At 69.6% G+C, this 25443-nt stretch carries 33 protein-coding genes; 16 read left to right on the top strand and 17 right to left on the bottom strand.

Annotated features, from left to right (window positions below):
- Window positions 1–17: 17 nt before the first annotated feature.
- The 3 genes from SGUI_RS03430 to SGUI_RS03420 are packed head-to-tail and all read right to left on the bottom strand — an operon-like array spanning window position 18 to window position 2020.
- Window positions 18–623 (bottom strand): DNA-binding transcriptional response regulator, encoded by a 606-nt coding sequence (locus SGUI_RS03430; protein ID WP_066636321.1) that lies wholly within the window; start codon window positions 621–623, stop codon window positions 18–20.
- Window positions 617–1387: a hypothetical protein gene (locus SGUI_RS03425; protein WP_066636309.1), complete on the bottom strand. Its 771-nt coding sequence runs from the start codon at window positions 1385–1387 to the stop codon at window positions 617–619. The genes SGUI_RS03430 and SGUI_RS03425 overlap by 7 nt, the downstream gene beginning before the upstream one ends.
- Window positions 1388–2020: a hypothetical protein gene (locus tag SGUI_RS03420; RefSeq protein ID WP_157621715.1), complete on the bottom strand. Its 633-nt coding sequence runs from the start codon at window positions 2018–2020 to the stop codon at window positions 1388–1390.
- 342 nt (window positions 2021–2362) lie between these two features.
- Between SGUI_RS03420 and SGUI_RS03410 the strand changes: the two genes are divergently transcribed.
- Window positions 2363–2659: a helix-turn-helix domain-containing protein gene (locus SGUI_RS03410; RefSeq protein ID WP_028130775.1), complete on the top strand. Its 297-nt coding sequence runs from the start codon at window positions 2363–2365 to the stop codon at window positions 2657–2659.
- Between the two features lie 3 nt (window positions 2660–2662).
- On the opposite strand, the gene SGUI_RS03405 is transcribed toward SGUI_RS03410, so the two are convergent.
- The 3 genes from SGUI_RS03405 to SGUI_RS03395 form a co-directional block, all read right to left on the bottom strand.
- Window positions 2663–3265, bottom strand: coding sequence for a ClpP family protease (locus SGUI_RS03405; protein ID WP_066636303.1), 603 nt, complete (start codon window positions 3263–3265; stop codon window positions 2663–2665).
- Complete coding sequence (locus tag SGUI_RS03400) at window positions 3262–3882, bottom strand: ClpP family protease (RefSeq protein ID WP_066636300.1); 621 nt, start codon at window positions 3880–3882, stop codon at window positions 3262–3264. The genes SGUI_RS03405 and SGUI_RS03400 overlap by 4 nt, the downstream gene beginning before the upstream one ends.
- 85 nt (window positions 3883–3967) lie before the next feature.
- The gene (locus tag SGUI_RS03395) at window positions 3968–4582 is read right to left on the bottom strand and encodes a TetR/AcrR family transcriptional regulator (protein ID WP_237141442.1); all 615 of its coding nucleotides are present in this window, start codon (window positions 4580–4582) and stop codon (window positions 3968–3970) included.
- Window positions 4583–4766: 184 nt separating this feature from the next.
- Between SGUI_RS03395 and SGUI_RS03390 the strand changes: the two genes are divergently transcribed.
- The 6 genes from SGUI_RS03390 (at window position 4767) to SGUI_RS03365 (ending at window position 10327) form a co-directional block, all read left to right on the top strand.
- Complete coding sequence (locus tag SGUI_RS03390; RefSeq protein WP_237141441.1) at window positions 4767–5798, top strand: NAD(P)-dependent alcohol dehydrogenase; 1032 nt, start codon at window positions 4767–4769, stop codon at window positions 5796–5798.
- A 95-nt stretch (window positions 5799–5893) separates the two neighbouring features.
- The gene (locus SGUI_RS03385; protein ID WP_058891260.1) at window positions 5894–6385 is read left to right on the top strand and encodes a DUF6326 family protein; all 492 of its coding nucleotides are present in this window, start codon (window positions 5894–5896) and stop codon (window positions 6383–6385) included.
- 43 nt (window positions 6386–6428) lie between these two features.
- Window positions 6429–7235 carry a CPBP family intramembrane glutamic endopeptidase gene (locus SGUI_RS03380; RefSeq protein WP_083190466.1) on the top strand — a complete coding sequence of 269 codons (807 nt, stop codon included), beginning with the start codon at window positions 6429–6431 and terminating at the stop codon, window positions 7233–7235.
- A gap of 132 nt (window positions 7236–7367) precedes the next feature.
- Window positions 7368–8252 carry a CPBP family intramembrane glutamic endopeptidase gene (locus SGUI_RS03375; RefSeq protein WP_066636289.1) on the top strand — a complete coding sequence of 295 codons (885 nt, stop codon included), beginning with the start codon at window positions 7368–7370 and terminating at the stop codon, window positions 8250–8252.
- A gap of 268 nt (window positions 8253–8520) precedes the next feature.
- Window positions 8521–8973: a trypco2 family protein gene (locus SGUI_RS03370; protein WP_066636286.1), complete on the top strand. Its 453-nt coding sequence runs from the start codon at window positions 8521–8523 to the stop codon at window positions 8971–8973.
- A gap of 55 nt (window positions 8974–9028) precedes the next feature.
- Window positions 9029–10327, top strand: coding sequence for a S8 family serine peptidase (locus SGUI_RS03365; protein ID WP_191090940.1), 1299 nt, complete (start codon window positions 9029–9031; stop codon window positions 10325–10327).
- Window positions 10328–10436: 109 nt separating this feature from the next.
- On the opposite strand, the gene SGUI_RS03360 is transcribed toward SGUI_RS03365, so the two are convergent.
- The 5 genes from SGUI_RS03360 to SGUI_RS03340 all read right to left on the bottom strand — a co-directional run bounded on the left by SGUI_RS03360 (window position 10437) and on the right by SGUI_RS03340 (window position 13696).
- Window positions 10437–10940 carry a DUF6642 family protein gene (locus SGUI_RS03360; protein ID WP_157621713.1) on the bottom strand — a complete coding sequence of 168 codons (504 nt, stop codon included), beginning with the start codon at window positions 10938–10940 and terminating at the stop codon, window positions 10437–10439.
- 351 nt (window positions 10941–11291) lie between these two features.
- Entirely contained in the window at window positions 11292–12356 is a 1065-nt protein-coding gene (locus SGUI_RS03355; RefSeq protein ID WP_066636273.1) for a maleylacetate reductase, read from the bottom strand.
- A gap of 34 nt (window positions 12357–12390) precedes the next feature.
- Window positions 12391–12759, bottom strand: a complete 369-nt coding sequence (locus SGUI_RS03350; RefSeq protein ID WP_066636264.1) for an alpha/beta hydrolase — start codon at window positions 12757–12759, stop codon at window positions 12391–12393.
- Window positions 12760–13046: 287 nt separating this feature from the next.
- Window positions 13047–13466 carry a type II toxin-antitoxin system VapC family toxin gene (locus SGUI_RS03345; RefSeq protein WP_066636262.1) on the bottom strand — a complete coding sequence of 140 codons (420 nt, stop codon included), beginning with the start codon at window positions 13464–13466 and terminating at the stop codon, window positions 13047–13049.
- Window positions 13463–13696: a FitA-like ribbon-helix-helix domain-containing protein gene (locus SGUI_RS03340; RefSeq protein WP_066636260.1), complete on the bottom strand. Its 234-nt coding sequence runs from the start codon at window positions 13694–13696 to the stop codon at window positions 13463–13465. Before SGUI_RS03340 ends, SGUI_RS03345 begins: the two co-directional genes overlap by 4 nt.
- Window positions 13697–13788: 92 nt before the next feature.
- Between SGUI_RS03340 and SGUI_RS03335 the strand changes: the two genes are divergently transcribed.
- A complete protein-coding gene (locus SGUI_RS03335; protein ID WP_269465837.1) occupies window positions 13789–14886 on the top strand; it encodes an alpha/beta fold hydrolase in 1098 nt (365 codons plus the stop codon).
- 49 nt (window positions 14887–14935) lie between these two features.
- Here the strand turns inward: SGUI_RS03335 and SGUI_RS03330 are convergent, their stop codons facing one another.
- Window positions 14936–15352 carry an organic hydroperoxide resistance protein gene (locus SGUI_RS03330; protein ID WP_066636248.1) on the bottom strand — a complete coding sequence of 139 codons (417 nt, stop codon included), beginning with the start codon at window positions 15350–15352 and terminating at the stop codon, window positions 14936–14938.
- A gap of 52 nt (window positions 15353–15404) precedes the next feature.
- On the opposite strand from SGUI_RS03330, the gene SGUI_RS03325 reads away from it, so the two are divergent.
- Window positions 15405–15860: a MarR family winged helix-turn-helix transcriptional regulator gene (locus SGUI_RS03325; protein WP_066636246.1), complete on the top strand. Its 456-nt coding sequence runs from the start codon at window positions 15405–15407 to the stop codon at window positions 15858–15860.
- 14 nt (window positions 15861–15874) lie between these two features.
- On the opposite strand, the gene SGUI_RS03320 is transcribed toward SGUI_RS03325, so the two are convergent.
- The 4 genes from SGUI_RS03320 to SGUI_RS03305 all read right to left on the bottom strand — a co-directional run bounded on the left by SGUI_RS03320 (window position 15875) and on the right by SGUI_RS03305 (window position 18569).
- A complete protein-coding gene (locus SGUI_RS03320) occupies window positions 15875–16453 on the bottom strand; it encodes a (2Fe-2S)-binding protein (RefSeq protein WP_066636244.1) in 579 nt (192 codons plus the stop codon).
- Window positions 16454–16535: 82 nt separating this feature from the next.
- Complete coding sequence (locus SGUI_RS03315) at window positions 16536–17717, bottom strand: NAD(P)/FAD-dependent oxidoreductase (protein WP_066636242.1); 1182 nt, start codon at window positions 17715–17717, stop codon at window positions 16536–16538.
- 35 nt (window positions 17718–17752) lie between these two features.
- Complete coding sequence (locus tag SGUI_RS03310) at window positions 17753–18178, bottom strand: SRPBCC family protein (protein WP_066636239.1); 426 nt, start codon at window positions 18176–18178, stop codon at window positions 17753–17755.
- The gene (locus tag SGUI_RS03305) at window positions 18171–18569 is read right to left on the bottom strand and encodes a thiol-disulfide oxidoreductase DCC family protein (protein WP_066636236.1); all 399 of its coding nucleotides are present in this window, start codon (window positions 18567–18569) and stop codon (window positions 18171–18173) included. Before SGUI_RS03305 ends, SGUI_RS03310 begins: the two co-directional genes overlap by 8 nt.
- 57 nt (window positions 18570–18626) lie before the next feature.
- On the opposite strand from SGUI_RS03305, the gene SGUI_RS03300 reads away from it, so the two are divergent.
- From SGUI_RS03300 to SGUI_RS03285, 4 genes are all read left to right on the top strand, one after another.
- On the top strand, window positions 18627–19346 hold the full coding sequence (locus tag SGUI_RS03300; RefSeq protein ID WP_066636233.1) for a hypothetical protein: 720 nt from the start codon (window positions 18627–18629) through the stop codon (window positions 19344–19346).
- A 6-nt stretch (window positions 19347–19352) separates the two neighbouring features.
- Complete coding sequence (locus SGUI_RS03295; RefSeq protein WP_066636230.1) at window positions 19353–19727, top strand: iron chaperone; 375 nt, start codon at window positions 19353–19355, stop codon at window positions 19725–19727.
- A 117-nt stretch (window positions 19728–19844) separates the two neighbouring features.
- Window positions 19845–21257, top strand: coding sequence for an Nramp family divalent metal transporter (locus tag SGUI_RS03290; RefSeq protein WP_066636222.1), 1413 nt, complete (start codon window positions 19845–19847; stop codon window positions 21255–21257).
- A 19-nt stretch (window positions 21258–21276) separates the two neighbouring features.
- Window positions 21277–22347, top strand: coding sequence for an L-idonate 5-dehydrogenase (locus SGUI_RS03285; RefSeq protein ID WP_066636220.1), 1071 nt, complete (start codon window positions 21277–21279; stop codon window positions 22345–22347).
- Here SGUI_RS03285 and ctlX read toward each other — a convergent pair.
- On the bottom strand, window positions 22283–23335 hold the full coding sequence (ctlX, locus tag SGUI_RS03280; RefSeq protein WP_066636218.1) for a citrulline utilization hydrolase CtlX: 1053 nt from the start codon (window positions 23333–23335) through the stop codon (window positions 22283–22285). The genes SGUI_RS03285 and ctlX overlap by 65 nt on opposite strands.
- 130 nt (window positions 23336–23465) lie before the next feature.
- Between ctlX and SGUI_RS03275 the strand changes: the two genes are divergently transcribed.
- From SGUI_RS03275 to SGUI_RS03265, 3 genes are read left to right on the top strand one after another with little or no spacing between them, the layout of a single operon-like run.
- A complete protein-coding gene (locus tag SGUI_RS03275) occupies window positions 23466–23846 on the top strand; it encodes a YciI family protein (RefSeq protein ID WP_066636215.1) in 381 nt (126 codons plus the stop codon).
- The gene (locus SGUI_RS03270; protein ID WP_066636212.1) at window positions 23843–24196 is read left to right on the top strand and encodes a YciI family protein; all 354 of its coding nucleotides are present in this window, start codon (window positions 23843–23845) and stop codon (window positions 24194–24196) included. The genes SGUI_RS03275 and SGUI_RS03270 overlap by 4 nt, the downstream gene beginning before the upstream one ends.
- Window positions 24197–24201: 5 nt before the next feature.
- Entirely contained in the window at window positions 24202–25437 is a 1236-nt protein-coding gene (locus tag SGUI_RS03265) for an RNA polymerase sigma factor (RefSeq protein WP_066636209.1), read from the top strand.
- Window positions 25438–25443 lie beyond the last annotated feature (6 nt).

The raw sequence follows: 25443 nt of genomic DNA, 5'->3' as shown, positions 1-25443 counted from the left end.
ACTGGGACCCCCGGCGGTCAGCGCTGCCGCTCAGCGACATCCAGCAGCAAGTGGACCAACTCGTCGGGCCGGTTCGTGATCCCGAAGAAGCCGGCCGGTGTTCCAGCCTGCAAGCTGCCCACGTAGCCGATCACTGGAAGATCCGGACGCTCTCCTGCCAGGGCCAGGGCCATGTCTCGACCGGCGGTCGGCGACTCAGGCCGAGCGAGGTCGGTTATCAAGACCGTGGGATCGACCGCACCCATTAGTGCGTACGTCTGGTCGGTGCTCGCGGCGACGGCGACATTCACGCCGAGATCCCGGAGATAGGTGCGCTCTACGCGATTGTTTTCCGGCTGGTCGTCGACCCAGAGCACCCGCGATCGCACCAGTTGCTCGTGGTTGCGCGCCACCCGCTGCTCGACGGTGCGAACCTCACGTTCGGACACCGGCGGCCGAGCGGGAGCCTCCCGCAATGGCTCGGCAGAGACTTCGATGACACCGGCGATGCCGATCTTCGTCGCCCGCTTGGCCAGGCCCTTGATGGGGTCCCAGAGCAAGACCAGGGCCACCACCAAAAGCACCAGCGTGATCAGCGGCACGACCTGCTCGATCAGCGCTACCCAGATGACGTCGCTCACCATGGATCCAGCTGCTCGACCACCATGAGGGCAGCCTCGACTGACGGTCGTCGCTCGGCACCGAACTGCAGGCCGAAGCTGGACGGTGAGCGCCGCAGCGCGTGCAAGGTCAGCAGGACCTCTGGATCAGTGGCCGCGATGGGCCCGGCGCCGATGTCCCAGGACTCCTTGTCCAGGCGGGCTTGGTCGAGGACGTCCTGGACTGATCCGAGGAGGGCATCGACCACCGCTGGCGCGGACGGCTCACTGATCAGGCCGAACTCCGTGGTATTTCCACCGCGGACTACCCCGTGCAGAAGCCGGAGGTTCACTCCGTATGGCGCGAGCCCGCTGCGTGAGTACTCAAGGCCAGCGAAGTCGTCCGGGCCGAGCTCGTCGTCAGCCTGTCCCGCGGCGATGCGTAAGAGCTCACCCGGGTATCCCGTCGCCTCGACCTTGTAGCGCACGATGTCGTCCTCGCCAGTCAGGAGTTCGCGCAGCGTGTGGTGGTCAAGTGCGGCGGCAGCAAGCGGCCAGCCAGGGTGCTTGACCTCTGCCAGCCATTGTGTCGTGGCCCGGGCCGCGTCGCGCGCAGCTTCTTGGTCGATAAGTGCGACCATGCCGATACCACGCAACGCATGGGCGGCGATGTAGTCCGAGACTTCGCCCCGACGCGGTTCCGTCGTCCGCATCGCGTGATCGGCGGCCATGAGCATGGCGCTTGCGGTCGTCTCGACGACCTCGGGCCGCAAACCGAGCAGGTTGATCGCGTCGCGGAGGACTGGCACTCACACCACTCCCCGTGCAGCGACGATATCCTCGGGCGGGATGTAGCGTCCGGCCGCCTCGTTGTCGACGATGTCGCTCGGCTTCGGTGGCCAGATGCGGTTCTGCAGGGCGCTCACAATGTCGCCAGGGGTGTAGAGCTCCGCTCTTCGAAGTCGACGGGGCGGCACCCGGATCGGGACCGCGACCTCGCCCTCAGCCCGGAACCGTGACCATGCCGGGTGCTGGTGCACGTCCCGGACCTCCTCGCTGAACTCCGTATGCAGCCCAGCAGGTTTGCCGAGCAGGAAAACGTACCCGTAGAAGAGCCACCCCGGCGCCTGAAACCCCCGCGTGGCAAAAGCCAAGGCAGTGTCGATCGCGAACGCCGCATGGTTCTGCTTGTGACGCTCCTCGTAGGTGCCCGCCGTCATCGAGATATACGGAGAGTCGTTCCGCATGAACTGATGACGGTGCCGGTGGTCATCGAGTGCTTTCGGACCGAGCAGATGCTCAGCACCGTCAGTGTTCGTCACGCGGCCATTTCGAACAGCCGCGCAAAGAAGCCCGGACCTGCTCATGATCTCGGCGACCTCATCGCTCCCCTGGTCACGGCGCAGACCGGATACTCCTCGGACGACCATCTGTAGGATCATGCCGTCCTCCCTCAGCCGCGACTTGACTCAAGAAGATGGTTCCAAAACCGTGTCGCAGTGGCAAGGGTCCACCATGTGATCAAGACGTAGGTGCCCTCACCTACCCGCCCGGGCTCGCTCACAAGACCCCGCGGGCCTCAAATGAGTTGTCTGAAGGTGAGGGAACGTCATTCCGCCGCCAGTCGCGCGCATTGAGACGGGTACGCGTGCGGTCTTGCCGGCGGATCGCTCAGGCTCAGGCTGCTCGGCCCGGGCCGCATTCCTATGCGCTGCCAAGCGGCAGAACGGAGCATCAGTCCCGTGGGACCGGATGGCAGGTTGCCGTTGGGTAGGCTGGGCAATGTGTCCGAGGTGATCCGCTTCCCGAGCCGCCACACAACCTTGGCCGAGCCGTTGTGGCGTGAGGCGGTGGGTGACACCGTCCGGCAGGAGCGACTCGACCGGGGCGAGCGGATCATTGACGTCGCCGAGCGCGCGGGCATTGCGCCGCAGTATCTTTCGGAGATTGAGCGTGGCCGCAAGGACCCTTCCTCCGAAGTGCTCAGCGCGGTCGCCGGCGCTTTGGACCTTGGTGCTGGTGAGGTCACGCGGCGGGCTGCCACGCAGATGAGTCGCGGCCCGGTCTGCCTGGCGGCCTGACGCTCACTCGCCATTGCTGACGCGGCTGGTGTAGACGACGTCGACGACGCCGTAGTTCACGGCCCCCTCTGCAGTGAGGATCAAGTCGCGCTCGGTGTCCTCCCGGATCTGCTCTCGTGGCTTGCCGGTATGAGTGGCAAGGACCTCCTCGAGCATGGTGCGGACCCGTTCGACCTCGTCGGCCTCCAGGATCAGGTCGGGGATCGCGCCTCGTCCCTCGGCGGCAGGCGCGTGGATGACGACCCTGCCGTGCGGCAGGATCGCCCGACGCCCGGCCTCGCCACCGGCGAGCAGCACAGCCGCCGTGGAGGCAGCTTGTCCCACGCAGGTGGTGTGAACCTCCGCCCGCACGAACTGCATCGCGTCGTAGATCGCCAGCATCGCGGGGATCGAGCCGCCCGGGGAGTTGATGTAGAGCTGGACCGGCTGGTCTGGGTTGTCGGACTCCAGGTGGATGAGCTGGGCGATGATCGCGTTGGCGACGCCGTCGTCGATCGGGGTGCCGAGGTAGACGATGCGGTCGGCGAGCAGGCGGGAGTAGATGTCGACCGTGCGCTCTCCCTGGTGGGTGCGGGTCGTGACGTAGGGGATCGAGTAGCTGCTCATGGACGCCCTCCGAGGCCGACCGGCCGGTGTGCGACCGGCATCACCTGGTCGATGTCGTTGATGAGGTGGTCCACGAACCCGTAGTCGATGGCCTCCTGCGCGCTGAACCATCGGTCCCGACGCGAGTCGCGTTCCACGGTGGCCACGTCCTTACCGGTGTCCTCGGCGATCAGGCTCAGGACGGTGTCACGGGTATGCCGCAGGTCGTCGGCCTGGATGGCGATGTCCATCGCCCTGCCACCGATGCCGGCCGACCCCTGGTGCAGCAGCACCTTGGAGAGCGGCATCGCGAATCGCTTCCCCCGGGTGCCCGAGGACAACAGGAACTGACCGGCGCTGTAGGCCATGCCGACGTTGATCGTGACCACGTCGTTCCCGATCGCTCGCATGCAGTCGCGGATGGCAAGCATTCCCGGGACCGAGCCGCCGGGTGAGTTGATGAGCAGCCTGATGTCCGCCACCGGGTCCTCGACGGCCAGCAGGAGGAGGCCGTTGCACAGCCGGTTGGAGTTCCAGTCCTCCAGCGGCTCGCCCAGGAGCAGCGTGCGACGCTCGAACAGACGTCGGTACATCTCTTCGTCCAGTGATCGTCCCGGGGGTGCTGATTCGGTGCTCATGTGACCACTGTCAGTGAATGCCTCCGTCGGGACGTCGCTGCGCTGCTCACAGCGGCGCTGCTGTGAGCAGCGTCGGCGAGCGTGGCTAAACGGAGGTTCTCAGGGGCTCGAGCGCGGAGAGAATGAGGTCGAGGCCGAAGATGAACTCCTCTGCCGGGTCGTAACCGGTGGCGGCGAGCGTCGCGGCGGACTCGTGGAGGTAGGGAAACTGGTCGGGAGGGAGCTGGGGCAGGTAGACGTCCTCGACCATGTCCGCGAGCTCGTCGGCGGTGTCGAACGGGAGGGTCGTTTCCTGCAAGGCGTGCCCGTAGACGTAGCTGTCGAGCAACCAGTTGGCGTGCGTCGCCATCGGGACCGTGAAGCCGGACCTGCGCAGGCAGGCGGTGACCGCTTCGCGGTGACGGAGGTTCGCGGGCCCCGGCGTCGTCCGCGACTCCATCAATCCGGTCGCCCACGGGTGGCGGGTGAGAACCTGCCGGGCCGACACTGCCCGCCGTCGCATCGCCGTCTGCCAGTCACTCTCCTGGGGAGGAAGTTCGATCTCCTCGAACACCACGTCGATCATGGCGTCCAGCAGTTCTTCCTTGCTCGCCACGTAGTGGTAGAGCGACATCGCACCCACGTCGAGCACGCCTGCCAGCCGGCGCATGCTCAGCGCGTGCACCCCGTCTTGGTCGGCGAGCCGGACGGCCTCGGCCACGACCCGATGCCTGCTCAGACCCGTCTCCGACGCGGGCTGACGTTCGTTCCCCACAGGCACGGGTGACCTCCCTTCCTCAACCCTCTTGACAATCGTACAGCGTACGTCGATAGTACGTCGTACGACTGGTGCGTACACCGTACGACGCTGTCGGCTGTTGAACCTATGACGTAAGGAGACTTCGGTGAAAGCCACGCAGTCATCGGATGGTCCAGCGCGCCAGGCGGCGGAGGACAGGCCGGCATCGATGCGGGCCGTCGTCCAGCAGCGCTACGGCCCGCCGTCGGTCCTGCGGACGACCGAGGTCGACCTGCCGCTGCCCGGTCCGGGCGATGTGCTCGTCAAGGTGGGCGCGGCCTCGGTACATCCCGGCGACTACTTCGTCATGAGCGGGAGGCCGTACGTGCTGCGCCTGGTGTTCGGGCTCCGCCGGCCGCGCCATGGGATCCCCGGCCGGGACTTCGCGGGCGTCGTGGCGGCGGTCGGCAAGCACGTCACCGCTGTGCGTCCCGGGGACGAGGTGTTCGGCTGGAGCACGGCGGGAACGCTCGCCGAATACGCCTGCGTCCCGGCAGACCACGTCGCGCCCGTGCCCGTCGGCACATCGCTCGTGGAGGCGGCGGCAGTCCCCACCTCGGCCTTGACAGCGTTACAGGCCATGCGCGACGTCGCGAAGGTTCGACCCGGCCAGACCGTGCTGATCACGGGAGCGTCGGGCGGGGTGGGCTCCTTCGCCGTCCAGATCGCCAAGGCGTTCGGCGCCGAGGTGACCGGTGTATGCAGCACCCGCAACGTCGACCTGGTCCGCTCGCTGGGTGCCGACCACGTCGTGGACTACACCAGGACCGACTTCACCCGCGCCGAGAGTCGCTACGACGTCATCCTCGACAACGTGGAGGCCCAGCCCCTGGCAGCTGTCCGCAGAGCGCTGACGCCTGCCGGCACGCTCATCCCCAACAGTGGACGCGGCGGCCGCTGGCTCGGGCCCCTCGCTCGGATCGTCAGAGCGCGCGTGCTGTCTGGGTTTACCCGTCAGCATCTGAAGCCTTTCGCATCGGTCGAGAAGCCTAGAGACCTGCTCACCCTGGCCGACCTTCTCACCACTGGACAGGTCACACCCGTGATCGACCGCATTTATCCCCTCGACGAAGCGGCCGACGCCCTCCGCTACGTCGAGGCCGGCCACACCCGGGGGAAGGTCGTGGTCACCATCTGAGGACCACGACGACCAGAACGGCACCTCGTGCCCTTTTCACCCTCGGACCTGACGTCACTGCGGCTGAAGGACCGCTCTGCCCTGGAGAAGAACCGATGACCAACCGAACGAACACCCCGGACCAGCTCGATACCCCACCGATCCCCGTGCAGGCCAAACTCGCCGCAGCCTGGACCAGCTTCATGTTCCTCTACGTCTACGTGGACATCCTGGCCCTCTACAAGCCCGGCGTCGTCGACGGCATCCTGGCCGGGGTCGTCTGGGAGCTCGACATCACCCCCACCTGGGCCATCTCGGCCTTGACTCTCCTGGCCATACCCATCCTCATGGTCGTGCTCTCGATGACCCTTCCCGCCCGGGCAAACCGCATCACGAACCTGGTCGTGGCCTCGCTACAGGTCCCCTTCGCGGCGTTCAACGCGGTGGGGGAATTGGGCGAGCCCTGGATGTACTTCTACGTCCTGGGCGTCGCACTGGAAGTGGTCGTTCTCGCCTTCATCCTTCGCTCCGCCTGGGCCTGGCCACGCCGCACCGCATCACCCTCGACCTCGGTCTCCGAAGGGCGACCCGCGCCGCAGCAGGCATGACTGCTACCCGCCTCGCTGTCCTGCCGCCGGAGAGCAGCAGATCATGACATCCCTTCCTCCACCCGCGTCAGCCGAAGGCAGCGCGGAGCGTGACATCGCAGCCGAGAACCCGATCCCGCAACTCACCCTCCCCGGGGTGATAGGAGTCTGGGCAGCGGCCGCTGTACCCATGGCCGGGTTAGCGTGGGTGCTCGCGCCACTGCTCGCATCCGGATGGGACTCTCCCCTCGCCCTCGCGCAGTCCCTCATCGTGGTGCCCACTGCGGGCATGGTCTGGCAGTTCGTCCTGGTCCTACTTCTCGTCTTCAAAGAACAGCGAACCTTTAAGTGGTCCGTCGTCCGGGACGTGCTCTGGCTGCGTGCTCCCCGTGACCCGCGTACGGGCCGGCGCGGCGGACGAACATGGCTCGTCGTCCCGATCTGCGTCATCGCGTTCGCTCTCATGGAGTTTCTTCCGTTCGAGCTCGCCCCTGCCACAGGGCGCGACTTCGGCGACTTTCTCGGGTCCCCTGACGGACAGGCAACGGTCTCCGGCTCTTGGCTCTGGCTGGGGGTTCTACTGGCCTTCTTCGTCTTCAACACAGTCCTGGGTGAGGAGCTGCTCTTCCGGGGCTACCTCTTGCCCCGGATGAGGGGCGTCTTTGGATCGTGGGACTGGATCGCCAACGGTGTCCTCTTCGCCGTCTATCACCTGCACGTCCCCTGGGTGATCCCGATCGCCCTCATCGACACGTTCCTCTTGTCACTACCGTCTCGCCGGTACCAAAGCGCCCTCGTCGGGATCATCACCCACAGCGGGCAGAGCTTGTTCCTTTTCACTCTCGTCCTGATGCTCTTCCTGGCTCCCTAGCCCTCCCAAGTCCCCGTCCGGGGGTTCAGGCTCAGCACTACTGACGTTGACGGCCAGTGAGCCACCACATCCCAAGGCATCCGAGATCCTCGCACGACCATTCCCGCTTTCGCTGCACCGAGGAGATGCACCATGCAGACACACGGCAACCAGCCCTCCAACACCCACAGTGAGCGCGACCGACCGGCCGCCCCCCATCCGTCCTGGCATGAGATCGCCGGCTACGTCGCCCTGGCCAGCGGGCTGTGCTGGCTCGTGATCGCCCCGGCCATGCTGGGGTTCATCGACGCTGAACTAGCCCCAGCACTGGTTCCGGTTGCCCAGCTCACACCCCTACTCGCCGCGCTGGTGTTCGTTCGGGTGCTGCGCCCCGGGCGGGCACGTGACTTGCTGGCGCTTCGTTGGAACCGTTCCGGCCGCTGGGCGGCCATGGGAGTGGGCATCCTGATGCTGATCGGGGCAGCTCAACTGGTCTCGGGGCTGCTCCTCGGATGGCGCCCACGACCAACCGCCGAGATCCTGACTGCCGCATCCGTCGTCCTACCCCTCCTAGTGCTGCAGGCAACATTCGCCGTCGGCGAGGAGACCGGTTGGCGCGGATGGCTGCTCAGCCGGACCCGACACCTCGGGTTCCCGGCAGCTGCAGCCATCTCGGCAGGGGCCTGGACGCTTTGGCACCTTCCAGCGCTCACGTTCCTGCCCGACCCAATCTCGGCCGAGTCTGCCGCCTACCTGCTGGGGATCGCCTCATGGGCGCCCTTCCTCGTGGCCCTGCGACTCGTCTCTGGATCGGTGTGGCCACCCGTACTCGTCCACGGGGCGATCAACAGCGTGCGCGTCTTCCAGCTGCAGTCGGTAGCCGACTCCGGCGGTGTCGACTGGCGCGTCGAGGCGCTGGGCTGGGTGCTGTGGCTCCTGGCTGCGGTGCTGCTCGCCAGGCATGGGGGTCGGCAGACCAAAAGGCTCCCGGAACATGGCTTCGCGGTCCGTGGCCTCGACGCTGACACGACTCGCTGACCGGCACGTCATGCTGCCGGCGGCACTTAGAAGCTGAGCGTTTGCGGCGCTCGAGAACCGCGCGAAAACGACACTGTTGCTATTTCCTCAGTGGCAGCTTGCACGTCATTCCGCCGCGAAACGGCCGGCTCAGTCGTTGCAGATGCCAACGGTTGACAATGTCGTCGGGCAAACGCCACTCTGAACAGCACACGCAGCACGGGTGCGCGTGCCAGACACAGGGCCGTGAGCTCATCGTGGTAGCTACTCGCGAGAACGGGAGAGATCGATGGGTGCGTCTGAAGAAGTCCAGGCCGTCATCCGAGACCTGCAAGCAGCCGTTGCCCAGTCGACTGGTCGGATAGGCGACTTGGGCATGCGCGTCACCGAACTCGGTGTCGACCTCGAGACGGTGCTGGAGAAGAAGGCATCTGGAGAGATCGACCTGAAACTGGTAAAGATGGGCGGCGGTGGCGGTGTCAAGGACACGACCACGATTTCGCTCACGATGGAACCCAGCGATGCGGTCGGTGCCGCGTACGTCGACGATGAGCTCACGAACGCGCTCGCTGTCATCGAAGCAGCCATCGCGGTCCTCGATGCAGACTACGTGCTGTCCGAAGCGACCGTCGTGGTCGCGTTCGAGACCACCATAGAAGGCAAGATCAGCTTGGTCCTGGGTGGCGAAGCAAGCCGTGCGAAGGCGCATGCCGCCAAGGTCACGTTCAAGCCTGACGAGTGACGACTCCACGCTGCCCTATACGTACAGCCTCGTGGGCAGGAAGGTGGTGGGCATCATGGCTAAGCACTTCGACGTGCACCTGCTGGCTGAGCCTCCGGTCCCGCAAGACGGCGACCCGTACGACATACCCCAAGGTGGGATCGTTTTCCGGGGACTCCCCTTCGTGGCCTTGCCGACCGGCGACCCACCGGGGGCGCGGTTTGAGGTGCTACGGAGCTGGCTCCGGTACCCGCGGGCCAGGCTCAAGATCCTCCACGCACTGGACGCGGCCAAGGCCAACAATGCTCACGTGTACCGCCTCAGCCTGGCCGTCACTCGGTCACGCGATCCTGAGGCGGACGCGCTGGCATACGCCACCCGGTTCTTGCGCGACAAGAACCGGATCGTGGTGGCCGCCGCGGGGAACTGGGGGCCGGGCCTGGGAACGCTAAGCGACCTTGCATGTGCACGGAGTGTCATCTCAGTCGCCGCGTGCGGCTCGAACGGTCTGGCGCTTGACTGCTCCGGCCGCGGCACCGCCGACGGGCCCAAGCCAACCCTTGCCGCGGACGGCACTGATCCCACCGGGCAGTCGACCCCTGGAACGAGCCTCGCTGCAGCACGCGTGGCAGTTCTGTGTGTCTGGATCCGCTCCCTTCTCCAGAGCCTGACCTCGGAAGCGAGTGCGGCCTACGCCGGAAAGAGCTTGGTTGAGATGCCAAGACCGTCTCGGCTCGCTCACATCGACAGCGACTTCACGCAAAGCCAAGTCGATTCGTTGGTTTCCATGCGACTGGGCCGGGCGGTCTTCCCTGCGGGTTCCCTCAGGTACTCGGGGGCGACTGTGCGGCGAATCAAGTGCCTGACTCGGGTCATGGATTACGCCGGTCAGCATGAGGTCTACGTCGCCTTCGATTATGGCCCAGACTGGGTGCTGCGCGTTCTATTGGCCGCGACCGAAACGGGCCCCTGGATCGACCCAATCGCATGCGGCGCCGGCGTTGTCTCCCGCGACTCAGTCCGCAATCTTCTCACCGGCATGACGCCCTCGCGATTCCTACGCCTCTTCGTCGACGACGGCCATTGGGACGAGCGACGAGCTGCTGTCGGTGCCGCACTGGACGAAGAGCTTGAAGAACTCTGGTCGCTCACGGAGCTCGAAATGTTCGAGCAGCTCTATGCCGCTGAGTACGAAGACCTCTTCATCGAGATTGGGGTCCCAGGGGAGGCGGGTCACGGTAACACGATGCTGCGCGTAAGCGGTACACCCACGACGTTCACCAAGCAGCCTGTCTACGTAGACATCGACGTGTACGGCAATCTGACGATCGATGACCCGGAAGCCCCAGCAAACACGTCGTATAACGACGAGTAGCCCATCACTCCAGCACAGAGTGTTACGGACATGCGTCCTTCCGCCGCGACTGGACGTGGACCAGGACGGGAACGGGAACGTCCGCCCGCACGTCGCGACGGCCCCTGCCCTAATTCCTGAGCAGCGTGAAGCCCAGCCGCTTGGCGAACTCCTTGTGGTTGTTCTCTATGTATCGCTCTACCGCGTCGACTCGTCGGTAGTACGTCAGCACATCCAGGAGCAGCAGCTCGAACGCGAGGCTCTCGAGCCAGTCGACATCTTCGGTGAAACCAGTGATGGCCTTGAGTCCTACCGCCCTGCGGAAGGTCGTGACGGCGTCCTCATCTTCGAGAACAGCGCACGAACCCAGGTGCAACGTCCGGCCCGGCAGCTTGGTGCCAGCCGCCCGGAGTTGCTCACCGAGATCGACCAAGCCCACCTTTCGACGCCCCACGTACACGCTCCCGGGAGTACCGTGCAAAGCTAGGTAGCCGACGGTGAAGCCGGCATGCTGATTCTGACCCCACCGTCGAAACGAATCGAAGATGTCCTCCGGCCTGTTGATGGATTGGTGCGTCGTTCTTACCTGACCGGTGTGTTCAAGAGCTTGCAGCACTGGCTTGACCGTCCGCACGTCCTCGATCCTGGATGACCACGTGCCTTCCATCGCCCAGATTCGGGGCTTCGACCTGCGGGTCACCGACGGGTCCTCCGTGCTTGGTCTCGGGGTGTTTGACCACTTCTGTGCCTGCCGGCGACCTGCCGGTGATGGGCACAGCGTAATCTGAAGGTCGCCCTTACGGCCTGTGGCTGATCAGCGGGACTCGATTCAGCACGCGCCGAGCTGGAGCAGTGTGGCGGCGGGGTGATGTGGCGACCGTCCCAGCGAGAGTCGAGGTTCGGGGCCGTGCGTCCTTCCGCCGCAAATGTCGTAGGCCGTGCACGCCCCCGGCGCCACGCTGTGTTTTCGTGTCGGGCGATTGAGTCATCGACGGACGTCATCACCTCGGAGCGCCGACCGGAGAAGCTGTGCCACATTCTCTTGGCTCACCGGGGCAGGGTTGGACTCCGGGATCGCGGCGGTCGCCAGCTCGGCCGCGAGGTCCACGTCGTCCTCGGTGAGGCCGATCTTGCCGAGCGAGTCGGGCGCACCCACCTCCCGGGCGAGGTCCCACAACCCGGCGGCACCGTGCGGGGCCCCGAGGGCCTCCGCGATACGCGCGTCAGACTCCGGGTCCGCCTCGGCGTTGTACGCCGCGACGTAGGGCAGCACCACCGCATGGGTCGGCGCGTGGGGCAGGTTGAACGTCCCGCCCAGGACGTGGCAGATTTTGTGGTGCATCCCGGCCCCCGCTGAGCTCAGGGCAACCCCCGATAAGTAGGTGCCGTAGAGCACCTGCTCATGGGCGCCCACGTCCTCCGGGTCCGCCCGGAGGCGGCGCAGCCCCGGAACCAGCGCGCGCATTCCCTCGCCGGCCATGGCCCTGTTGATCGGGTCGGCGCGCGGGGCCCACAGGCTGTCCACGGCGTGGGCCAGGGCGTTGAGGCCGGAGTGGACCGCGAGGTCGGGCGGCAGACCCAGGGTCAGCTCCGCGTCGTAGACCACGACCCTCGGCAGCACCCGCAGGTCGGTCCCGGTGGTCTTGCGCTCGTCCTCGGTCATCCCCCAGATGTCGGTCGCCTCCGACCCCGAGAAGGTGGTCGGCACCGCGACGACCGGTAGGCCGGTGTCCCGGGCGACGATCTTGGCGAGTCCGGTGGCCGAGCCGCCGCCGATGGCGACGACCGCGTCCGCACCCACGTCCTGGGCCAGGGCGACCGCCTCGCGGGCCCGCTCGGCCGGCACGTGCTGGACGACCTCGCGGATGTGGCCCGCGACGCCGAACTCCTCAGAGACCTGGTCCACGACCCCGGCAGTGTGACCCCCTCCGACGAGCAGGGGCCGGGAGGCCCCCAGGTCCCGCAGGGCCGTGGCGATGTTCGCCGCGGCCGCCCCGGCGCCGAAGAGCACGCGCTGGCCCAGGGTGGTGTGGTCGAACCTGATCTCCATACGATTTCTACCTCGTCCCGCACCGGCGGCGCGGTCATCGGTGTCCGGCCGCGCTCACGGTATGCCGCAACAACCGCCCGGTGAGCTCGCTCGCCGTCGCGCTGACCTCGTGCTCGGCGCCCGGCTCGACGATCGAGGTGAGGTGAGCGCCCATACCTCGCAGTTGCTCCTCGGTCTGCGCCATCCGGGTGCGAGGCACCCAGGGGTCGGCCTCGCACCTGGCCAGCAGGGACGGCGTGCCGCCGAAGTCGCCCGTGAACGACACCTCCTCGCGCTCGGTCCCGACGTAATCACCGGTGAGGACGACGAGGCCGGCATACCTCCTGGGGTGCAGGAGCGCCCAGTGCGCGAGCAGGCAGGCCCCTGGGAGAACCCGAGCAGCACCACCCGCTCCGGCGTCCACCCCGCGGCGCCGAGGCGACCCAGATGCTCGTCGACCGCTTCGAGCGACCAGGCGAGCCACGGGTCGTCGTCCGGTCGTTCCTCCATGAAGCCGTAGGGATACCAGCTCTGCCCGGCTGCGGCCGGCGCCAGCCACCGCAGACCCCCGACGTCCAGCCGCTGCGCGAGCTTGCGCATGTCGGCGGGGGACTGGGTGCGGCCGGCGCCCTCGATGTCGACCTTGACCTGTTCGTGGTTCTCCAGGACGCAGTGGCGACCCACCCGACGGCCGTCGCGGTGCGCGGGTGCTCAGGCCACCCAAGGATCGACGAGCTGGATGCCGGTCAGCTCGAAGTCCCTGGTGTTGCGCGTCGCGCAGGTCGCGGCGTGCGCTCGGCAGATTGCCGCGATCTGCGCGTCGGCGGTGCTGATCGGCAACCCCGCCTCTTCTCGTGCCGCGAGCACGTCTGTGTAGTGATCTGCGGCTACATCATCGAAGGCCAGGACGGCACTGGTCCCGCGGTAGGGCCGGAGCGCTTGCTCGAGCTGGCTGCCCAGCACCGTCTTGCGCCGGCCATCCGGCAGCCCGCGCACGCCAGCGAGCAGCTCAGCAAGAGTGATCGACGTGATGGCGACCTGACCCGTGATCGTCTGCAACCACGCCAGGACACGCCCGTCAGGCTGCGGCCGGAGCACCTCGGACAGGACGTTGGTGTCGAGGACGATCACCCGAGATCTGCCGCTCGGGCACGATCGGTGCGCTCGGGGACGGGGAGATTCTCGATGCCGCCGACTTCCTGCGCGGCCCAGAACAGTGCGAGCCCGACGTTGGGGTGTTGTGTGCCTCTCGTGAGGATGTGACGGGCTTCGGCCTCCATCGACCGGCCGTGCTCCCTCGCCTGAGCGGCCAGCCGCTCCTTCACGGACTGGTCGAGGCCCCGGATGACGATCGATGCCATGGTGCCCTCCTGTCGTAGAGATATCATCGACGATATCATTGGGTTGGGTCGGACGGCAGCACTTCACGGGCACCTGTAGGCTCGCGACCACCGTGACCGCACTCGACGAGGAGTCCGCCATGCCGATCGACAACCCCTTCTACACGCCCGAGGTGCAGGGCGCATACGACCTGCACTCACTCGGCTCCTTCGAGCTCGAGGAGGGAGGTGTCATCCCGGACCTGCAGCTCGCGGTCGCCACCTTCGGCGAGCTCAACGAGGCCAGGGACAACGCGATCCTCATCCCGACCTGGTTCTCCGGCACCCACCAGACCTGGGAGCTGGCCTACATCGGCGAGGGCCGCGCGCTGGACCCGTCGACGTACTTCATCGTCGTCGTCAACCAGATCGGCAACGGGCTCTCGACCTCCCCGCACACCGCCGACGGCGAGATCGCCATGGCCGGCTTCCCGCAGGTGCGCATCGGCGACGACGTCCGTGCCCAGGAGCAGCTGCTGCGCGAGGTCTTCGGCATCGAGCGGCTCGCCCTCGTCGTGGGAGGGTCGATGGGTGCCCAGCAGACGTGGGAGTGGGCGGTCCGCTTCCCGGACAAGGTGCAGCGGGCGGCGATGATCGCCGGCACCGCGCAGAACACCCCGCACGACTTCCTCTTCACCCAGACGCTCATGGACGCGATCACCTCCGACCCGGGCTGGAACGGCGGCGACTACGCCTCACCGGCCGACGTCGCTGACGGGCTGCGCCGGCACGCCGACATCTGGGCGGTGGTGGGTCTGTCCACGGAGTTCTGGCGCTCCGAGTTCTGGCGCAACATCGAGCTGCCGGACGTCACCTGGGACACCTTCGAGGAGTTCCGCGACCGCTTCCTGCGGCCGACCTTCGGGGCCATGGACCCCAATGCGCTGCTGAGCATGGCGTGGAAGTGGCAGCGCGGCGACGTCGCGCGGCATACCGGCGGTGACCTCACGGCCGCGCTCGGCCGCATCACCGCGAAGACCTTCGTCATGCCCATCGACGAGGACATGTTCTTCCCGCCGCGCGACTGCGCGCGCGAGCAGGAGCTCGTCCCCGGCAGCGAGCTGCGCACCCTGCACTCGATCGCCGGCCACTTCGGGCTCTTCGGCTTCGAGGAGTCCTACCTCGGCGAGGTAGACAAGCACCTCAGCGAGCTGCTGGCCGCCGAGGTCTGAGTCGGCCCGCGGCGCCCGGTGGTATACCCGGGCGCCCGGCCGACGGGCGTCACGCGACGGAGAGCGTGACCTCGATGTTGCCGCGCGTGGCGTTGGAGTAGGGGCAGACCTGGTGTGCCTGCTCGACGAGCTTCTCGGCGTCGGCGCGCCCGACGTGGGGCAGCGTCACCTCCAGGCCGACGGCCAGGCCGAAGCCGCCCTCGCCGTTCGGGCCGATGGAGACGTCGGCGACCACCTCGGAGTCCGTGGTGTCCGCGCCGGAGCGCTTCGCGACCCCGCGCAGCGCGGAGTGGAAGCACGCGGCATACCCGGCGGCGAAGAGCTGCTCGGGGTTGGTCGCGCCGCCCGAGCCGCCCATCTCCTTGGGGGCGCGGACGTCGGCGGCGAGGATGCCGTCGCTGGACTCGATGCGGCCGTTGCGGCCGTCTCCGGTGGCGAGGGCGGTGGCGGTGTAGAGAGTGTCCATGCGCGCAACTCTATTGCGCGCAATCGAATGGCGCAAACGGTAGACTGGGCGCATGGACGGCTACCCCCAGCTCGCGCTCGACCAGCAGCTCTGCCTGCCGCTCTACGCCGCCTCCCGCGCCGTCACACGCCGGTATGCCGAACTGCTCGCCGAGGTCGGTCTGACCTACCCGCAGTACCTCACCCTGCTGGCCCTGTGGGACGCGGGCGAGCCACTCAGCGTGCGCGACCTCGGCGCACGGCTGCACCTGGACTCCGGCACGCTCACCCCGCTGCTCAAGCGGATGGAGACCGCGGGCCTCGTCCGGCGGGTGCGTGACGAGCGCGACGAGCGGCGCGTCCTGGTCTGGGTGACCGACAGCGGGTGGCGGCTGCGCGACGACGTGGCCGACGTGCCGGAACGGCTGGCCGGCGGCATGGGGATGAGCGAGGCGCAGGGCCGGGACCTGCGGCTGCTGCTCGACCAGGTCATCGGCTCGCTCGAGGGGGAGCGGACGCCGCAGGGCTGACCCGGTCGCCCGGGTCAGGCGACGATCTCGGCCGGGTCGTCGAAGGCCGGATGCCGGCTGCCGACGTCCCGGGCCACGGCAAGGTGACCGCCGAGGTATGCCGCCGCTCCCGACGCCCCGGCACCTCCCACCGCGAGCAGCGCACCGAGCCGGTGGTGGCCACCGCGGCGCGCGAGCCAGGACGCGGCATACGCGCTGGCGGCGAGGGCGTTGCCGGCCGCGTGGACCAGGCCGACCCGCTTGTCGCGGGTGCCGGTCTCCGACCACTCGGCCCAGCCGGACCACGCCGTCGGTCCGGCGGTGAGGAGCCCGAGGCCCACCAGCCGCTGTGCCGCCGGCGCGGAGCCGGGCCCGCCGACGACGTCCAGGACGGTCGCCGAGGTCCACGACCCCATGGTGATGTCGGTGAGGAGCGGGTGCAGGGCGTGCCCGAGCCACTCGCCGCGCAGCACCCAGCCGGTGGTGCCGGACCCGAAGAGGGAGGTGATGGTCGGCTCGACGGCGCTCACCGCGCCGTCCAGCGCCTCGGTCTGCTCCAGGCGCCTGGTCCAGCGGACGACGGCGGGGACGGGCTGGGACTGGATCTGCTCCATCGATCCATCGTGCGCCCGTGCACACGGGAGCGCACCTCGAGGCGGAGGGTGCCGCCGCGGGCCCCGGCCCGGCAGCGAGGCCTCAGGGGAGGAGCCGCCCCCGGAGGAGCGCGCGGAAGTAGAGGAGGGGCTCGACGTAGCGGTCGAAGAGCCACAGCGCGCGGCGCGGGACGCTCAGGTCGACCAGCCGCGTCGTCGGCGCCTGCGCGCCCGTCCGGTCGAACTCGGCGAGCAGCAGCCGGCGCCGGTCGAGCGTGACGGGGACGATGGTGTAGCCGTCGTAGCGACGCAGCGGCCGCCCCAACCGGCTGCTGGCGATGTTGTCGGCCAGCACCTCGACCTGCCGCCGCAGTGCGCCCCCGGACGGCCGGGTGTCGAGCGCGGCGGCGTCGCCCAGGCTCCAGACGCGCGGTGCCGAGCGGTGGGCCATCGTCTCCGGGTCGACGTCGACCTGCCCGGCCGCGCCCTCTCGGGCGAGCGGCGCGAGCCACCCCTGGCCCCGGTAGGGCGGGACCACGAAGGCGTGGTCGACCCCGTCGAGCACCGTGGGGGCCGGCCCGTCCACCGTCACGGTCCGCTGCCGGTGGTCGACCGCTGTCACCGTGCTCTCGTGGTGCACGCTGACCCCGAGCTCGCCGAGCTGGGTGTCCAGCCGGCCGTCCACGAACGGCAGGCCCAGGATCCCGGTGAAGGGCGTCACGAGGTGCACGTCGAGGTCGCTCAGGACGCCGCGCCGACGCCACTCGTCGCACGCCAGGAAGAGCGGCTTGAGTGCCGTGCCGCCGCAGGGGGAGGGCTCGGGCGGGATGGTGAAGACGACCCGGCCGCGCGACATACCCCTGACGGCGTCCCACACGGCCGGCGCCTGAGACTCCAGGTGGGCGGTCAGCGACCAGCCCGTCGTCATCGCCTCTGCCAGCCCGGGGACGGCGTCGAGGTCCTCCTCCAGGCCTGGAGCCAGCACCAGGTCGCCATAGCCCACCCGAGCCCCGTCGGACAGCTCGACCTCGCGCTCGTCGGTGTGCACGGCCACCGCGCTGTCGCGGACCCAGGTGCAACCCGTCGGGATGACCGAGGCGGTGCTGCGCGTCAGGTCGGGCATCGTGGCCTGCCCACCGGCGACGTAGTTGAGCAGCGGGCGGAACAGGTGCGGCCGGTCCGGCGACACGATGGCCACGTCTTTCGCGCCGACCCGCAGCAGCCGCGCCGCCAGGGAGACGCCGGCGTTGCCGGCTCCGACGACGACGACGTCGTGGCGTGCCATGGTGCTCCCCTCGGTCGGTGGTTCGTCTCGTCAGACTATCCGCGGCGTGGGCGGGCCGAGACCGCAACCAGCCTGCGCAGCGCCCACCGCGCGACCGGGCGGTAGAGCAGGACGACCGGCAACGGCCCCTGCAGCACCAGCCCGGCGTGGGTGGCTTCCTTGGACGCGTCGAGGGTGTGGAGCAGCTGCAGGGTGACGCCCAGCGCACGCACCTCCCAGGACCAGCGCCGGGCCGCCTCGTCCACGGCCTTCACCACGAAGTGAGCCCGCACCCCCACAGGTCCGAGCACCACACCGGTCAGCCCGGGGTGCAGCCGCCTGTCCTCACCGCTCGCCTCGATCTCGACACCCCGCAGGTGCGGCGCCCAGGACGACCACTGGTCGGGGTCGGCATACCGCTCCCACGCCTCGTCGACCGGCAGCGGCCCGCTGGCGTGGATCCAGCGCCGTGCCTCACGCACCCGACGACGGGGGCAGGGCGCAGGCCGCGGTGCCACCGGGCAGGCGGCCACGGTTCGCGGCGACCAGCCGGTATACCGCTGCCCCCGGGACCTCCATGACGCGCGAGTCGAGCGCGGCCCCGAGCAGGCGCCACGGCTGCGGCGAGCGCAGCAGGACCTGCGCCCACGCGTGGTGGCCGTAGGCGATCGTGCCGTCCTCGAGCACCACCGGCATCTCCAGGCCGGCACGGTCCTCGTCGACCCCGAGGGACTCCAGGTCGTGCGACTGCAACGAGGACACCTCGACCTGCGCCCCGAGCCGCGGGATCCACCCGGCGGCGCGGGTGCAGAAGCCGCAGTCGGCGTCGTAGAGGACGAGGGCGACGGCTCGGGTGGCTCCGGCGGCGGTCATGGATACAGTCTCTCGCAGGGCACCTGTGGGTGCGAGCGCGAGCGGAGGTGGGCTCTGGTGTTCCTGCGTCTCCTGCCGCTGCTCGTCATCGCGCTGGTGCTCGCGATCTGGCTCCTGGGCACCGGTCGACGCGGCCAGCCGCAGACGGTCGCCCACGGCCCTCCCCCGACCACCACCACTCGGCACGACGAGGCGGTGGCGGCGGCCCGCGAGCAGCTGCAGCACGCGCAGGCCGCCCACGCCCGCGCGGTCGAGGCGGCGCAGGACCGGCTGACCGACGCCGGCCTCGACCGGAGCGTGTGCACCCTCGGCGACCTCGAGCTCTGCCGTATGTCGGTGCTCGCCTCCGGGCAGCGGCGCTGGCTCACGCCGGACACCACCTTCGCGATGGAGGTCGTGGGGGAGCCCCGGTGGGGCACCGTCCCGGCGGAGGAGGGGCTGCGGATCACCCCGGAGGACGACCGGGTCGTGCGGGTCCGGGTCAGCGACCCGGGCTGGGCCGAGACCGCGCGCCTCCCGATCGCGCAGGAGGACGACGCGCGCAGCTTCGTCGCCGCAGGCACCTCGGCGGTCCGCACCCTCGCCCAGGCCCGGGCGGCCCGGCAGAGCCGCATCGAGGTGGCGCTGGAGGAGCTGCGGGTTGCGCGCGAGGACACCGAGCAGCTCGACCTCGCCCGGATGACGCTGGAGGACCTCGAGGGCGCCGGGCCGCTGCGCCGCGACCTCCCGGCGCCCCCGGAGCGCGACGACGACGACCGCGACGACGACGGAAGGTGACCACCCATGCCGATGCCGAGGCGCTCCAGCGTCGACGACTACTTCGACCGCCTCGAGGAGCACCAGCGTCCGCACCTGGAGCAGCTGCGCACGCTCAGCCGCGAGGTCGCGCCGGAGGCGAGGGAGGAGCTGAAGTACAACCTGCCCACCTACCTCGCCGACGACGGCACGCACCTGTGGATGCTGCAGAACTTCAAGCGCCACTGCTCGCTGCGCTTCTCCACCGAGTTCTTCGCCACCCAGAGGGACCGCGTGACCGAGGCCCGCTTCGACTCCGGTGCCGGTTTCGTCAAGCTCCCGTACGACATCGACCTGCCGGTCGACCTGCTGACAAGCCTGATGCGAGCGCGCCTCGGGGACGTCGGCGCCGGGACGGGGTGACACCCAGGGCGGTGAGCACGGGCGAGGGCGCCGCTGCTGCCTCCTGTTGACCCGCCCTGAGGGGGCTCTGCGTGTGTACTGTGCGGGAGGAGCGCACGGTGAGCGAGGGAGCCAGCGATGACGGTCGAACCGGTCAGGCACGAGACGAGGACGACCTTCGACGCCACCCGGGACCCCTACGTCCTGGACGAGCGCGACATCAGGGAGCCGCCGACCGGCTTCCGGGCGGGCCTGCGCTTCCTCGGCCCGGGCATGATCACCAGCGCCGCGGTCGTCGGCTCCGGGGAGCTGCTCACGGCGACCACCCTGGGCGCCGAGGTCGGCTTCATGCTCTTCTGGCTGGTCTTCGTCTCGACCTTCGTCAAGGTCTGGGTGCAGGTCGAGCTCGCGCGCTGGTCCATCTCGACCGGCCGTCCCGCCATCTCCGGGTATGCCGACGTGCCGCCCAAGATCGCCGGGCGCGGCTGGGTCGCGTGGCTGGTGCTGCTCATGTTCCTGCAGTTCCTCATCGGGCAGGCGGGGGTCATCGGCGGTGCCGCCCTGGCGTTCTCGATGCTGCTGCCCATCGGGGGCGACCCCTTCGCCGCGCTGTCCATCGGCGTGTGGGTGCTCATCCTCGTCGTGGTCGCGATCCTCATCCACATCGCCAACCGCTACACGATCGTCGAGAACATCTCGACCGTGCTGGTGATGTTCATCACCGCCTTCGCGATCTTCATGGTCTTCATGGTCCAGTTCACCGAGTTCGCCTGGAGCGCCGGCGACATCGGCGACGGGCTGCGCTTCCAGGTCGCGGCCGGCGGCATGGGGGTGGCGCTGGCGATGTTCGGCATGACCGGCGTGGGCGCCGGCGAGATCACCGCCTACACCTACTGGGTCGTCGAGAAGGGGTATGCCGCGTGGGCCGGGCCCAACGACGGGTCCGACGCCTGGGTGCAGCGGGCGCGGGGCTGGATCCGCGTCATGAAGATCGACGCCTGGGTCGCCTGGGCGATCTACACCATCTCGACCGCGGCGTTCTACATGCTCGGGGCCGCGGTGCTGAACCCCCAGGGCCTCGACCCCGCCGGCAACGACGTCATGGAGGTCATCTCCGGCATCTTCTCGACGGCCGTGGGGGAGTGGGGCTCGGTCCTCTTCCTCTTCGGCGCCGGGGTCGCGCTCTTCAAGACGATCATCGCCAACGTCCCCAGCCTGGGCCGGCAGGTGGCCAACACGCTATCCGTCTTCGGTGCGTTCGAGTGGACCGACAGGGTGGTCCGGGACCGGTGGATGCGCGCCATCATGATCATCCTGCCGATCACCTGGGGCACCCTGGCGGTGGCCGTCCAGTCCCCGCTGGCGCTGGTGATCGTGGCCGGCATCCTCAACGCCGTCTTCCTCATGGGGGTCGCCGTCGCGACCCTCTTCCTGTCGTTCACCCAGACCGATACCCGGGTAAAGGACGGCAGCGCCTTCATGGTGCTGCTCGTGATCTCCGCGATCGCCATCTTCGGGGTCGGGGTCATCTCCTTGGTCGACCAGTTCTGACGCTCGGGAGGGACCGCTGATGCTGGCTGTCGTCGTCCACGGACCGGGCGACCTGCGCGTGGAGGAGGTCCCCGAGCCGACGTGCGGGCCGGGCGAGGTCGTCGTCGCCATGGAGTGGGGCGGGATCTGCGGCTCCGACGTCGCGTACGTCCGCTCCGGCGCCTCAGGAACCGCGGTGCTCGCGGAGCCACTCGTCCTGGGCCACGAGGTGGCGGGCAGGGTGGCCCAGGTCGGGTCCGACGTCAGGGGGGTCGAGGTCGGCACAGCGGTCACGCTGCACCCGGCAACGCTGGTCGGGGACCACGACGTCGCCGAGGAACTGCTGCCGCGGACCAACCTCTGGCCGCAGGTGCGCTACCTCGGGTCCGCCGCGTTCCGGCCGCACGAGCAGGGCGGCTTCAGCGCCCGCCGGGCCGTCCGCCCGGACCAGCTGCGTCCGTTGCCCGGGTCGGTGAGCACCCGGGAGGGTGCGCTCGCGGAGCCCTTCGGCGTCGCCCTCCACGCGGTGCGGCGCGCCGGGGACGTCGCCGTGCGGTCGGTGCTCGTCAACGGGGCCGGTCCGATCGGGGCGCTCGCGGTGGCCGCGGCGAAGGCCGCCGGGGCGGCGCACGTGTATGCCGCCGACCTGTCCGACGCGGCGCTCGAGATCGCGGCTCGCATGGGAGCCGACACCGTGGTCCGCCTCGCCGACGGGGAGGCGCTGCCCACCGACGTCGAGATCGCCATCGAGGCCTCGGGGGCGCCGGCCGCGCTCGGAGGGGTCATCGCGGCGGTGCGCCGCGGCGGGGTTCTCGTGCAGGTGGGCAACCTCCCGCTCGGGGACATGAGCGCAGCCCTCGGCAACATCGTGACGCGGGAGATCGACTACCGCGGCTCCTACCGCTTCGTCGACGAGATCAGCGACGCGCTGCAGCTCATGGCGTCCGGGGTCGACGTCGGCCCGCTCATGACGCACCGCTTCCCCCTCGCCGACGCCGTCGAGGCCTTCGCCCTCGCCGCCGACCGGGGCACCGGCTCCAGCAAGGTCATGCTGGACCTGACGACCGCCTCCCGGACCGACGCGCGTCCTCCACCTGGCCGTCGGCGCTGACCGGGTGCTCGTCGATCGCCTCGGCCGTGGCGGTCGGGGTCGGAGCCCCGGTGGGCCGCGGGTCGAGATGGACGCCGGCGATCATGCAGCGCACCGACCCGCCGGCCAGCTCGATGGTGGGGATGTCGACCGAGACGATCTCGCAGGAGCGCTCGATGACGGTCAGCTGCTCCCCGGTGAGGCTGCGGCGGGCCCGTCCCGACATCGCCATGATGTAGCGCTTGCGCCCCTCCGGCGTGCGCCCGCACAGCTCGACGGCGTTGCCGGCGAACTCGCGGACCTGCTCCTCGCTGAGCTCGACGATCTCGCGCCCGGTGACCTCCAGCCGCTCGCGCACCTCGCGCCGCCGCTGCTCGTCGGCGATGAGGTCCAGCGCGACGAGCGCGACCTCGGTGCCGATGCAGGCGATGACGTTGGTGTGGTAGACCGGCACCCCGCCGGCGTCGACCGCGTCGAAGGGCATCGGCTCGTAGTTGAAGTCGCTGCAGAAGCGCTCCAGCACGTGCGTGTCGGCGCGGTGGCTGACCGCGGTGTAGGCCACCCGCGAGACGTGGTCGAGCACCATCGCGCCGGTGCCCTCCAGGAAGATCCCGTCCGGTTCGAGCCCGGAGTAGTCGACGATCGTCTGCAGCCGGTAGTCCGCCTTGAGCATCTCCAGGATGTCGCCGCGCCGCTCGTGCCGGCGGTTCGAGGCATACATCGGGTAGACCGCGACGTAGCCGCCGGGGTGCGTCGAGAGCCAGTTGTTGGGGAAGACGCTGTCCGGGCGGGTGTGGTCGGAGTCGCCGAAGACGTGCACCCGCACGCCGGCGTCGCGCAGCGCCTGCGCGACCGCGTCCATCTCGGCCAGCGCCGCCGCCGAGGTGGCCTCCGTCGACTGCCCGACGGGCACGTCGTGCTGGAAGGCGTTGTCCGCGGCGGTGGCCGGGTTGGGCACGAACTTCTCGGCGCGGATGAGGATGACGGACGACGGGGCCTGGGCACTCACGCCAGGCAATGTAAGGCATCCCGGCGGAGGTCCCGAAAAAACTTCGAGGCAGCTGTCGAGACGCGCCCCTCCCGTCCGACATGCTGGTGAGGTCGCGCCCGGCGGCCCGAGATCGAAGGAGACGAGACGCATGGCTCAGTACACAGTTCTCATCATCGGGGCTGCCGATCGGTGGTGGACCTCGATGAGCCTGGCCGAGCGCACGGACGGGTATGCGCAGTACCACAAGCTCGGTGAGGCCCTGGCTGCCGGTGGGCACACCGTCGTCGGCGGCGCGGAGCTCACCCAGACCGCGCAGGCCAGGTCGATCCCGGCCGGGGGTGGCGCCGTCACCGACGGTCCGTATGCCGAGGCGGTCGAGCAGGTGGGCGGCTACTACCAGATCGAGACCGAGGACCTGGACGGCATGATCGAGTGCTTCCAGATCATCGCCCGCACCGGCGACGGCATCGAGGTCCGTCCCAACGTCGTCCCCGAGGACCGTCCCAGCGCGGACGCGGTGACCTCATGAAGTACCTGGTGCTGCTCATGGCCGACGGCGAGCTCCCGTCCTGGTCCGGCATGTCGCAGGAGGAGCAGGGGGTGATGATCGAGCAGTTCGAGGAGTTCGGCCGCGCCTGCGAGGCCCGCGACGGGGTCGAGATCCTGGGCGGCGAGGCGCTGGGTGCCGGCGACACGGCGACCACGGTCCGCACCCGCGGCGGCGAGCGCGTCGTCACCGACGGGCCCTACGCCGAGGCGGTCGAGCAGCTCGGCGGCTTCTACCTGCTCGAGGCGCCCGACCTGGACGTCGTGCTGGAGCTGCTCACCGTGCTGCCGGCCTACGACATGCAGGTCAGCCCGGTGGTCGACCCCTACTGACCGGTATGCCCGACGAGCTGAACCGCGTGGTGCGCGAGGAGTGGGGCCGTCTCGTGGCCCTGCTCCTCGCGCGCTTCCGCCGGCTCGACCTCGTCGAGGACGCGCTCGCCGACGCCGTCGAGGCGGCCGCCCGGCGCTGGCCGGGGGAGGGCGTGCCCGACAACCCCGCCGGGTGGCTGCAGACGGTGGCCCGCCGCCGTGTCGTCGACCGGCTCCGCGCCGAGACCATGGCGCACCGCCGCCACGCCCTGGTCGCCACCGACCTGGACCGCCGGCCGCCCACCGCGATGGCCGACCCGGGCGGCCTCGTCGAGGACGACCTGCTCCGGCTGGTGCTCATGTGCACCCACCCGGCGCTGGCTCCGGGGGCCGCGAGCGCCCTCGCGCTGCGGCTCGTGCTCGGCGTCAGCACCCACGACATCGCCCGCCTCTTCCTCGTCCCCGAGCCGACGATGGCCGCCCGCCTCACCCGGGCGAAGAGGAAGATCGTCGCCGCCGGCATCCCCTTCGCCATCCCCGACCGCGACGCGCTGCCGGGCCGGCTCGCGACGGTGGCGCAGACGGCATACCTCGCCTTCACCGCCGGGTATGCCCCGGCCAGCGGCCCCGACCTGCTGCGCCCCGCGCTCGCCGGCGAGGCGGTGCGCCTGGTCCGGACGGTGCGCGACCTGCGGCCGGAGGACCCGACGCTCAGCGCGCTGCTGGCGCTGGTGCTCCTGCAGCACTCGCGGCGCGACGCACGGGTCGACGACGAGGGACGGCTCGTGCTGCTGGGGGAGCAGGACCGCGGCCGCTGGCACCGGGGGGAGATCAACGAGGCTCTGGGGCTGCTCACCTCGCCCGCGCTGGTGGACGCCGAGCTGCCCGACCGGGCGGCGACCTACCTGCTGCAGGCGCTCGTCGCCGCCGAGCACGCGACCGCGACCTCGGCCGCGACGACCCGGTGGGACCGCGTGGTGCGGCACTACGACCAGCTGGTCCGGCTCGACCCGGGACCGGCGGCGTTGCTGGCGCGGGCCGTCGCCGTGGCCGAGGCGCGGGGTCCGGCCGCCGGGCTGGAGGCGCTCGACGGTGTCGACGTGCCGGGCAGCCACCGCGTCCCCGCGGTGCGCGCCGAGCTCCTCGCACGCTGCGGCCGGGCCGACGCCGCCCTGGCGGAGCTCGATCTGGCGCTGGGGCTGTGCCGCAACGAGGCCGAGCGCGCCCACCTGGAGCGGAGGCGGCGCGACCTCGCGCCGTGAGCCCCC

The sequence above is a fragment of the Serinicoccus hydrothermalis genome, assembly GCF_001685415.1.
Classification (GTDB): Bacteria; Actinomycetota; Actinomycetes; order Actinomycetales; family Dermatophilaceae; genus Ornithinicoccus; species Ornithinicoccus hydrothermalis.
The sequence above is the reverse complement of the archived record's forward strand: the minus strand, read 5'-3'. Positions and strand labels throughout refer to the sequence as shown.